This is a genomic window from Streptomyces sp. MZ04 (genome assembly GCF_004684775.1).
Classification (GTDB): domain Bacteria; phylum Actinomycetota; class Actinomycetes; order Streptomycetales; family Streptomycetaceae; genus Streptomyces.
The window spans coordinates 1-8929 of record NZ_SRIC01000320.1; the positions used below are offsets into that span (position 1 = coordinate 1).

Genomic DNA, 8929 nt, shown 5'->3' on the forward strand with positions numbered 1-8929 from the left:
ACCCCGCACTGCGCCACTCCATACGGACAGTCTCACGCAGTCCTGGTTACCGCTCCGCGCGCTCCGTCCGCCGGGGGCCCAAGGCGGTGGGGTCAGTAGCGATGGGCGGCGATGAGGGGGCCGTAGTAGTGGCCGGGGATGGGACGGTGCGGGTCGCCGAAGAAGCCGTAGCGCGGGTCGTGCTGGTTGTAGACGCGTGCGTCGCGGACGAGAGTCGTGAGGTTGCGGGCCGGGTTGGTGTGGCTGCAGCGGTGGGTGTGGATGCACAGGGCGAGGGCGCCGGAGACGACGGGCGCGGCAAAGCTCGTGCCGAGGTTGACAGTGTGGTGGAAAGGAAGGGGGGCGTTGCCTTCCATGCACACACCCGGCGCGGCGAGGGTGTGGCGCCGGTCGGTGCCGGAGCGGGCGAAGTTGCTGAACTCCAGGCTCGCCAGGTCGTCGGCCTGGCCGAAGAAGCCTTCATCCGTGCCGTAGCAGAGGGGAGGCACCTTCCTGCCGCCGGGTTTGCCGTCGTAGTCGGCCATCGCGGTGACGGTGACCGCTTCGTCGTAGGCAGCGGGAACGACGCGGGCGAGGTCGACGCGCTCGTTGCCCGCGGACACGACAGGGGTGATGCCGACGTCCACTGCCTTGCAGATGGCCAGGTGGAGTGCGTCGTGGTTGACCGTGCCGCAGTGACGGTCGTCCCTGTCCCGGGGTTCGGAATCCACCTCACCGAGACTCAGGTTGGCGATCGCGATGTCATTGCCGGGGTCGTTGTCGGTGCGGGTGGAGATCAGCCAGTCCATCCCGCACAACAGGGCCTCGTCCGAGATGTCGCCATTGTCGTCGCTGACCTGGACGGACCACAGGGGGGTGCCCGGCGCCACGCCGACCAGGCCCTGGTTGTCGTCGCGGGCACCGATGATGCCGGCGACCAGCGTGCCGTGTCCGTTGTTGTCGACCAGGCTGCGGCCCGGCACGACCGGGCTGCCGTCGAGGCAGTCGACCCCGCCCCGGACGTTGAGATCCGGCACATCGGCTGCGACGCCCCCCTCGAACACGGCGACCTTCCCATTGACGGCCCCCTTTCCGTCACCGGATTGGGTCGAGGACCGGTCGGCACGCACGCGGTCGATGAACAGCGGCTGGCACTGCCGGTCGTCGGGGAAGGTCTCACAGCCGACGGTCGTCTTGAGCCGGCGCGGCGGGCGTGGCGGGCGTGGCGGGGCGGACTTGTAGGTGCGCTGCGGCGAGACGAAGCGCACCTGCGAGTCCTTGGCCAGCGCGGTGGCCTGGGCCGGGGTCAGGGTGGCCGCGTAGCCGCGGAGGGCCTGGTTGTACACAGCTGTCCGGGTGCCGCCCACCTTCTTCAACTGCTGACCGGCGGCCGAAGCCGGGCTGGCCACTGAGTCCTTGAGCACCACAATGTAGCCGCGCGACTTTTCGGCGGCAGCGGCACTGCCGACCACCGGCAGGCTGAACAGGCTCGCGGACAGCAGCGCGGCAGCGCCTGCGACTGCCAGGCCAGAACGACAACGGTGCACCAGGCTGCTCCTCAACGCGAGCCCCGGGGAGGTCCGAGGCCGGACAAGCAGCATGGTGCCCGCAGAGTCGTCCACACCGAGCGCACCGTCACCCGAACGTGAGCGGGTCAGGAACCCAACCAGCTCGCACGATCACCGAGGCCCTCGGGCACAAAGCCAGAGGCCCCGACGATTTCTCGTCGGGGCCTCTGGTCTGCTGTGCACTCGGCAGGATTCGAACCTGCAACCTTCTGATCCGTAGACCATGATCCCCAGGTTTTTGACCTGGGGATTCTTGGTTCCTTCGCAGCTCAGCGGATGGTTAGCGATAGCTACAACGAAGTAGAACCGAGGTACTGCGGGGCGCTGTTCTCCCACTTTTCTCCCACGCGTTCCCCGCCCCGAGAACGCGCCCGGCCCTCGCCGACTGCCACCCCGCGGAGCATCACGGTGTCCGCAGAACATACCTAGCCCTCCGAGCAATCGTGACTCGCTGGCAAGGAAGCCGAAACGACTGGGTTCGCTGTCAAACGCCTCAGCTAGATGACAGCAGACACTGGCCCCGGAGCCACTGGGGTACGAACTCGGCCCGCAGGGCCGACCCATCGCCGCGCGCGAGAAAGCGCCCACCCCGACGCTCCGGACTGGGCGCCTGTGCCCCTCATGAGGCCCGTTCCGGCTGCTACCGCCACGCCTTGGGGGTGGCCAGGCGCAGGCCGTTCCAGTCCCTGCCCGCTGTGGCGGAACCGACCTGCTGAAGGCCGGCCGTCACCACGGCCTCCTGGATGTCTGAGGGCTCGACGTGCCCGTCACGTCCTGACTTCGGCGTGAACAGCCAGATCAGGGCGCCATCTTCGATCAGCGTCGTCGCGTCGACCAGGGCGTCAGCAAGATCGCCGTCCCCGTCACGGAACCAGACGATCACGGCATCGACGACATCGTCGTACTTCTCATCGACCAGGTCGTTGCCGGTCAGCTCCTCGATGGCCTCGCGAAGCTCCTTCTCCACGTCGTCGTAGTCGTAGCCGAGTTCCTGCACGACCTGCCCCGGCTGGAAGCCCAGCTGGGCTGCCGGGTTGGTCCGTTCTTCCGCTGTGCTCATGCCTGCTCCTGTGGTCCGGACGCGACTGTCGCGCCTCCCATCCGCAGCCAATCAGATACACAACGCGTCGATCCCCGTCTGCGATCAGACTCGACGCCACCCTGACTCCTGATCAGTCTCTGCCAGCATGCGCTCAAAGGTTGGTGGCACGGGACAGCCCACCTCGAACGAAATCCGGTTTGCCACAACGCACTGAGATGCGCCGACGAGCCAAATCTCAGTTGATCTGGTCCGCGAAGATGCGTCGTCGGCACGCCGAACGGGTGTGCACCGCGTTTGACCTGGGTGTCTCAAGTGACCTGGTCCGCCACGAGCCTTCCAGTCCAAGTCACTTGAGACGGGGTCCAGTTTGACAGAGACGGGGCAACTATCTGATGCGGAAGGTGCCTTCGAACGCGGCGCTTGCTCCGAGCGAACCGCTGAGACTGCCGCTGACACCGCTGCTGCCGTTGGTGCTGGTGAAACTGGGTGTCTGGCCCTGTTCAAAGTTCGGCGTGGTGAACGAGCCGTTGCCGTTGGCCGAGCCTCCAGCGCTGACGGTGCCTGAGCCACTGAGTTCCCCGTTGATGCTGATGTCGCCGGAGATCTCGCCACCGAGATTGTTCGAAGTTGATGACTTCGGAGTGGGGGTCGGGCCTGCGGTGTACACCGCGAGGAGGTTTCCCTCGTCGTCCACCACAGGGATCGCTCCTTGGATCATGTTCCCAGCACCACAAGTCAAGGTGATCACGCCGTTGGTTGTCGTAGCGGTCAGTGCCGCGGGCTGGTCCAAGGGCAGTCGCTCGCCTGCCGGCGCGTCGCCCTTCGGGGTCTTCTCGGTCATGTTTCTGTGCCTCCTCCTGGGCGGCCTGGTGCCGCCGCATGGACCTTCCCACGGCGATAAGGGGCTACGCCTGACGTTCGCACTCAAACTTCCCTGGCACACGCTCAACTTCGGTGGCACAGGACACTCGCGCCACCGTGTCCTGCGACAGCGAACCTTGAGCGAATGCCATCGAAGGTTGAGCACGCGGGTACTGAGGTCAGGGGAGCCGTCGTGCGAATCCTCAGTTCCGACCGTCGAGCACGTTCTGTCATGGGATCATCACGGAGACGCTTCCCGGAAGGAGCACTCCCATGGCATCACTGTCCGAAGCCGCCCAGTCCTGGATCTCGACAGGCACAAACGAACCGATTTCCGGTGAAGAGCTGCTCGCTCAGACCGGCACCGAGCCATTGGCTGCTCTTGCGGACAAGGCCGGCAGCAGCACAGAGACCGTCGCGGATCAGCTCGCCGAAGCCTTGCCCACGTTCGTGGACACGGTCACCCCGGAGGGCACCCTCACCGATGACCCCGCACTCATCGCCCAAGCAACCGAGACCTTCGAGCGGACCACCCCGTTCACCGTGCGCAGCGTCGCCCCGAGCAGCACAACCACGGCCGGCATAGTGGTGATCGGGCTCAGCCAGAATGTGGTAGGCAGCCTGAACGTCGACCTCCTGGGCAACTTCGAAATCGACCTCGGCGTGACCGGCCCGCTACTAGGCTGACTGACCGGCTGAAGAGGGCATCAGGCCGCCCTGAGGCATGATCAAAGTTCCGTGGCACACGCTCAACATTCGATGGCACAGGACACACCGCCTCGAAACGCGAGTCGGGCGTGCCGACAAAATCGAACACATGATTGACTCGGCGCATGCCGTCCATGACTTTCCCCGACGATCTCGTGGAGCTCCAGTGCGCCTGGACCCGCACGTACGACGCGCTCGCCACTCCTCGCCCCCGCAACACAGCAGCACTGCGGCGTCGCCTTCACCGGCTCTCTGCCCGGCTGGTCTCGCATCCCTACTGGTCAGCGATCCCGGGCGGTGCGCCAGCCGCGCGAGTTGAGCTCCGACGCCAGGCGCGCGCCGTAGAGGAGCGCGAGGTGAGGGCCTCGTGACCGCGGCCCCCTCACCGAGGCACAGATACGGATCGTCCGCTCCGCCCGTGCGCACATCGCCCGATACGGCGAGGCCCCCAGCTTCCGTGAGTTGGCGGCCGCGGTCGGCCTGTCCAGCATCGCCACTGTCAGCTATCACCTTCGGCGGCTGCGTGAACTGGGGGTGATCGTGGAGACCCGCGGCAGGGTCAGCGCCCGCTGCCCCCACTGCGGGCTTACTCCTTGAGCCATCCGTGGAACGAGAAGGGCTCGCCCTTCAGGTAGTGGGCGACGCCGAGGGCGTTGTACGGGACGGTGTTCTCCGGGAGCTGCTCGGCGCGGTGCCAGGCGATGCCCGCGCTCTTGTGGGGCTCGGCGTTGAACGGCTCGCCTTCCCAGTCGGCGGCGGCGAAGAACCAGCCGATGCGGCTCTCGCCCTCGCGGTTTTGGAAGTGCATCACGTGCACGGGGGTCAGCGCCGCGGGGTCGAGATCGACGCCGACTTCTTCGTGGGCTTCGCGTACGGCGGCGTCTGCGGCGCTCTCGCCGGGGTCCACCTTCCCTGAAGGGAGGCAGAGGAGGCCGTCGTCATAGCCGGTACCGGCGCGCTCTACGAGCAGTAGATGGCCGTCTCGCTCCAGGATGACCATGGCGTCGACGGTGGTGTGCGGACGTGCCAAAGGGTCCCTCCCGGCGGGCGTGGCGCGGTAGGGACCCTATCGACAGATTGGCCTGTGTCAGGCCGCGGCGAGTCCCCGCTCACTAACCTGCTCGGCGATCCATTGGACACGCTCGGCAGTGTCCAGACCGGTGGGGAGTTCGGCTATGGCGACCCGGCTGTCCTTGCATGCCTGGTAGATGGCCGTCTCGGCCTCGTCTTGGAGGTTGAGGACCTTCTCTCGGAAGCGGTCTCCGCCGGCCTTCTGGTCGAAGCGGTCGCGGCAATTGATCACGAGGTCGTACGCCTGGGGCATCCAGGCCCGGCACATTGCCCGCATTGCCATGAGGGTCTCGGCGGTGCCGGGCTCGGTGGGGTCGAGGACGAGGCGGGCCAGGGCGAGGACGTTGGCGGGGGTCTTGTCGGTGACTAGTAGGCGGTGGTTGCGGGCGGCGCGGAGTGGCACGGTGAAGTGCTGGGCGAAGAGGTCGAGTTCGGCGACGAGATCGAAGGTGCCCTGACCGTGGAGGACGATGGCCTCCATGAAAGGGCTGGTGCGGGCTGGCTCTCCGGTGTTGGTGACGTTGATGCCCTGCTCGCGGTAGTGGGCGGTGAGCGCGTTGACGAGGGTGGTCTTCCCGGCGGCTTGGGTGCCTTCGATGGCGATCACGGCGCATTCGCGGATGGTCATGTATCCCCCAGTAGGTTCGTGAAGGTCTGCGAGGTGAGCCAGGGCCATGCGCCCGCGGCGCCGTGGGCCAGGGCCTGGTTGACGTTGAAGCCTTTCGGGTCCCAGTGGCCAAGGTCTTCCGCGTGGGCGGCGACGTAGGCGGTGGACAGGGAGTGGCGCAGGTTGAGGACGCTGATGCGTTCGCGCGCCGTGGCGTCGTTGTGCTCCAGCCAGTGGCGGTGCAGGGCGGTCATGGAGGTATTGCGGAGTTCGGGCTGGGTGACGTCCAGACCAAGTTCGGTGCATACGTCGACCAGGCGGCGGGAGGCGCCGGTGAGGAGGTGGCCGGCGTCGTATCGGGTGTCGAGGTAGCGCGCTTGGCCCTCGGTTGGGGCCCGGCGCTCCTTCCACGCAGCGCGCGCCTCCGTAAGGGGCGCGTGGGGTTGGTCTGCGGTCGCCTCGAGTACGGCGAGGTCCGAGCAGAGCTGGTGTCCGGTGATGATGTCGGCGCTGCTCGCCGTCGCGCGGATCGTCTCGGCGGCGGAGCCGACGAGGGCGCCGGTTTCGTCGGCGCTCTCGATGTACGCGCTGGCGTACGCGAAGGGGATGCCGGTCAGGTCTGCCGAGTCGCCGGCGGCAGGGATGTCGAGGATGACGAGGGAGTAGCAGAAGGGCCGATTGCCGTTCTTCACGCGGTAGTTCTTCGTCCACTCGACATCGACTGAGGCGAGTCTGATGGTTCCGCTGCGCTTGCGGGGAAGTCGGCCGGAGCGGGGCAGGGTGGTGCTGGTGATCACGTGGGCCTCCGGGGGCGGTGGCGGGAGCGCCCTGGTGGCTGCTCCCACCACCGCGGGACGCTACTGGGTCGGCTGAGTGGGCGCGGGCATGTCGCCGCCTATGGCGGACAGGGCATGCCACGCCTCCAGTTCGATCGCCTTCTCCATCTTGAACGGGGCGTCCCAATGCAGCCGTTGGAGCGCGCGGCCGCCGAGGAGCGCGGTAACCAGCGCACGGCTCAGGATGTCGAACGCGAGCCCTTCGAGGAGCAGGCCCGCCGGGTTGGCCCCCTCGACTATGAGGTCGTAGTCGGTCTGGACATCGCCGGGGCCCTCGAACCTGCCCATCTCGTCGCCGATCTGGATGCCATGGGCTACGGCGGCTTCCTCGGGGAGCGCGTACTGCCCCAGGTCCCAGGCCGTGTCGATGACCGGTGCGATACCTCGTGCTCGTTCCTCGCGGTCCTTCCACGCCTCTCCGACGCCCGTGAATCCGGGCAGGCGCTCGGTGGCGATGGTCTGGGTGACGTGGAGGTCATCGCCGAAGGCATGCCAGGCGATGCCGGCCGAGTGGCGCCGGGCCTGGACGAGGATGCGATCCGTGAAGCGGAGGATCTCGGCTGCATCGTCGGGGTCCTCCAGTACTGCGACCCGGTAGCCGAAGTGCAGGAGATCTGAGCGCACTTCGGTGTCCTGGGTGCGCTTGACCGGGAGGAAGACCGAGGCCGCGCTGACCGGGATCGGACCTCCGGCGTCTTCGGCCCACTGCATCGCGAAGCCCGCTAAGAGCTGTACGTGCTTGACGAAGGGGCGTTTGTCCGCCCCGAACGGTGTCTCGGGCCAACTCAGGTTCGACAGCAGCTTCACCCGCGTCTGACGACCACGACCATGGGCGAGTACGTCCCCGCCTGGTTCGACCGCATGCGGTTCGAGAAGCCGAACGACGCCTCGAAGCGCAGCCACTGGCGGGTCCACATCGAACCCCGCTGGGGGCATCGCGAGTTCCGCAGCATCCTGCGCAAGGAAGTGCAGGAGTGGGTGCGGGAGATGCAGGACGCCGGGGTCAAGGGGCGCAACCTGAACGCGATCTACACGACGTTCCGGCAGATCATGCGGCACGCGGAGGTGGATGACTACGTCGTCAAGAACCCCTGCTTGATGATCGACCTCCCCGACTCCGACCCCGAGGAGGAGCGCGAAGCCGCGACCCCGTTGGAAGTCCTGCGCCTGGCCGTGGCCTGCGGGCCGTTCTTCCCTCTGATCATCGACACCGCTTACACCGGTTGCCGCTGGGGTGAGATGGCGGGTTCGAAGCGGGACCTCATAAAGGACCACGGCGGCGACAACGAGCGTCGCAAGGGCAGACGCAAGTACGTGCATACCCGGGCCGAACCCCTCACGGGCAGGGACGGCAAGCCCCGCAAGGGCGCCTCGTACCGCGATCTCGCCCTGCCCGACTGGCTGAGCGAGATTCACGACGAGCAGCTCGCCCTCCATGACAGCGAGTACGTCTACCCGTCGGCCCGCGGCAAGGTGCTCCGCCCGAAGTATTTCCGGGAGTTCTGGGTGCCAGCCCGCGACAAGATCAAGCCCGGGTTCGACTTCCACGAGCTCCGGCACACCCACGAGACATGGATGGAGGAGGACGGCACCCCGGAGGTTTTGCGCAACCGGAGGATGGGGCACAAGAGCGGCAAGATGAGCCAGCACTACGCCCACCCCACCGCGGGCATGGAGGAGATCCTGATGAAGGACCTCACCCGAAGGTGGGAGGACTCGCTTGCCGCACTGAAGGCCGAGGAGTGGCGGGAGCTATGGACTCCGGGCGCGGGGCGGAAGTGACCCGGGCCACCGTGGGAGACGCCTGGAACGGCGTCAGATCGGGTTCTCCCGTTTTTCTCCCACAACGACGAACGGCCCCCTCGTTGATCAAGGGAGCCGCTGGTCATGATGTGCACTCGGCAGGATTCGAACCTGCAACCTTCTGATCCGTAGGTTGGGGCGGGGGCCTGGGAGAGGGCCCGTTCGCCGTCTGGGTTGGGCGCCTACGTTCGCGATCACGAGCCTGTGTGTGCGGTCGTTGCCGTCAGTATTGCCGTCAGCCAGCGGCAGGGCTGAGACCATTGAGGAGTGACTTCTACTCCCCTCTGGGTGCCGCTGGCGGTTGCTGGTATAGGCGTGGCAGGCACGCTAGATGGTTGATGCGCTTTGGCTCTGTCCGGAATGACGGAGAGTGCCCAGAATCGGTGGTGTAGAACACTGGCTCGACCCGTGGGGCGCGCTGTGAACACCGATCTGGACACTCTCCTGACCGCAC

Annotated in this window: 10 protein-coding genes and 1 pseudogene; 4 read left to right on the top strand and 7 right to left on the bottom strand. The window is 66.8% G+C overall.

The genetic code is table 11. From position 1 onward, the window contains the following. Positions 1 to 92: 92 nt before the first annotated feature. The 3 genes from E2651_RS37490 to E2651_RS37500 form a co-directional block, all read right to left on the bottom strand. Positions 93 to 1526 carry a S8 family serine peptidase gene (locus tag E2651_RS37490; RefSeq protein ID WP_167829010.1) on the bottom strand — a complete coding sequence of 478 codons (1434 nt, stop codon included), beginning with the start codon at positions 1524 to 1526 and terminating at the stop codon, positions 93 to 95. A gap of 661 nt (positions 1527 to 2187) precedes the next feature. After that, positions 2188 to 2607, bottom strand: coding sequence for a DUF3052 domain-containing protein (locus E2651_RS37495; RefSeq protein WP_135335743.1), 420 nt, complete (start codon positions 2605 to 2607; stop codon positions 2188 to 2190). A 367-nt stretch (positions 2608 to 2974) separates the two neighbouring features. Further along, positions 2975 to 3430: a hypothetical protein gene (locus E2651_RS37500; RefSeq protein ID WP_135335744.1), complete on the bottom strand. Its 456-nt coding sequence runs from the start codon at positions 3428 to 3430 to the stop codon at positions 2975 to 2977. Positions 3431 to 3723: 293 nt separating this feature from the next. On the opposite strand from E2651_RS37500, the gene E2651_RS37505 reads away from it, so the two are divergent. The 3 genes and pseudogenes from E2651_RS37505 to E2651_RS37515 all read left to right on the top strand — a co-directional run. Next, positions 3724 to 4137, top strand: coding sequence for a YidB family protein (locus E2651_RS37505; protein WP_135335745.1), 414 nt, complete (start codon positions 3724 to 3726; stop codon positions 4135 to 4137). A 146-nt stretch (positions 4138 to 4283) separates the two neighbouring features. Continuing rightward, complete coding sequence (locus E2651_RS37510; RefSeq protein WP_135335746.1) at positions 4284 to 4529, top strand: hypothetical protein; 246 nt, start codon at positions 4284 to 4286, stop codon at positions 4527 to 4529. A gap of 19 nt (positions 4530 to 4548) precedes the next feature. After that, positions 4549 to 4755 (top strand): annotated as a pseudogene (locus E2651_RS37515) (winged helix-turn-helix transcriptional regulator); the annotation flags it as partial. Here E2651_RS37515 and E2651_RS37520 read toward each other — a convergent pair. The 4 genes from E2651_RS37520 to E2651_RS37535 are packed head-to-tail and all read right to left on the bottom strand — an operon-like array spanning position 4745 to position 7479. After that, positions 4745 to 5188 carry an NUDIX domain-containing protein gene (locus tag E2651_RS37520; protein ID WP_135335747.1) on the bottom strand — a complete coding sequence of 148 codons (444 nt, stop codon included), beginning with the start codon at positions 5186 to 5188 and terminating at the stop codon, positions 4745 to 4747. The pseudogene E2651_RS37515 and the gene E2651_RS37520 sit on opposite strands and share 11 nt — an antisense overlap. A 57-nt stretch (positions 5189 to 5245) precedes the next feature. Further along, positions 5246 to 5857, bottom strand: coding sequence for an AAA family ATPase (locus tag E2651_RS37525; RefSeq protein WP_135335748.1), 612 nt, complete (start codon positions 5855 to 5857; stop codon positions 5246 to 5248). Further along, positions 5854 to 6633, bottom strand: coding sequence for a hypothetical protein (locus E2651_RS37530; protein ID WP_135335749.1), 780 nt, complete (start codon positions 6631 to 6633; stop codon positions 5854 to 5856). The genes E2651_RS37525 and E2651_RS37530 overlap by 4 nt, the downstream gene beginning before the upstream one ends. A 60-nt stretch (positions 6634 to 6693) precedes the next feature. Next, positions 6694 to 7479, bottom strand: a complete 786-nt coding sequence (locus E2651_RS37535) for a hypothetical protein (RefSeq protein ID WP_135335750.1) — start codon at positions 7477 to 7479, stop codon at positions 6694 to 6696. A 21-nt stretch (positions 7480 to 7500) separates the two neighbouring features. Here E2651_RS37535 and E2651_RS37540 point away from each other — a divergent pair, with 21 nt between their 5' ends. After that, positions 7501 to 8454 (top strand): site-specific integrase, encoded by a 954-nt coding sequence (locus E2651_RS37540; protein ID WP_135335751.1) that lies wholly within the window; start codon positions 7501 to 7503, stop codon positions 8452 to 8454. The last annotated feature ends 475 nt before the right edge of the window (positions 8455 to 8929 follow it).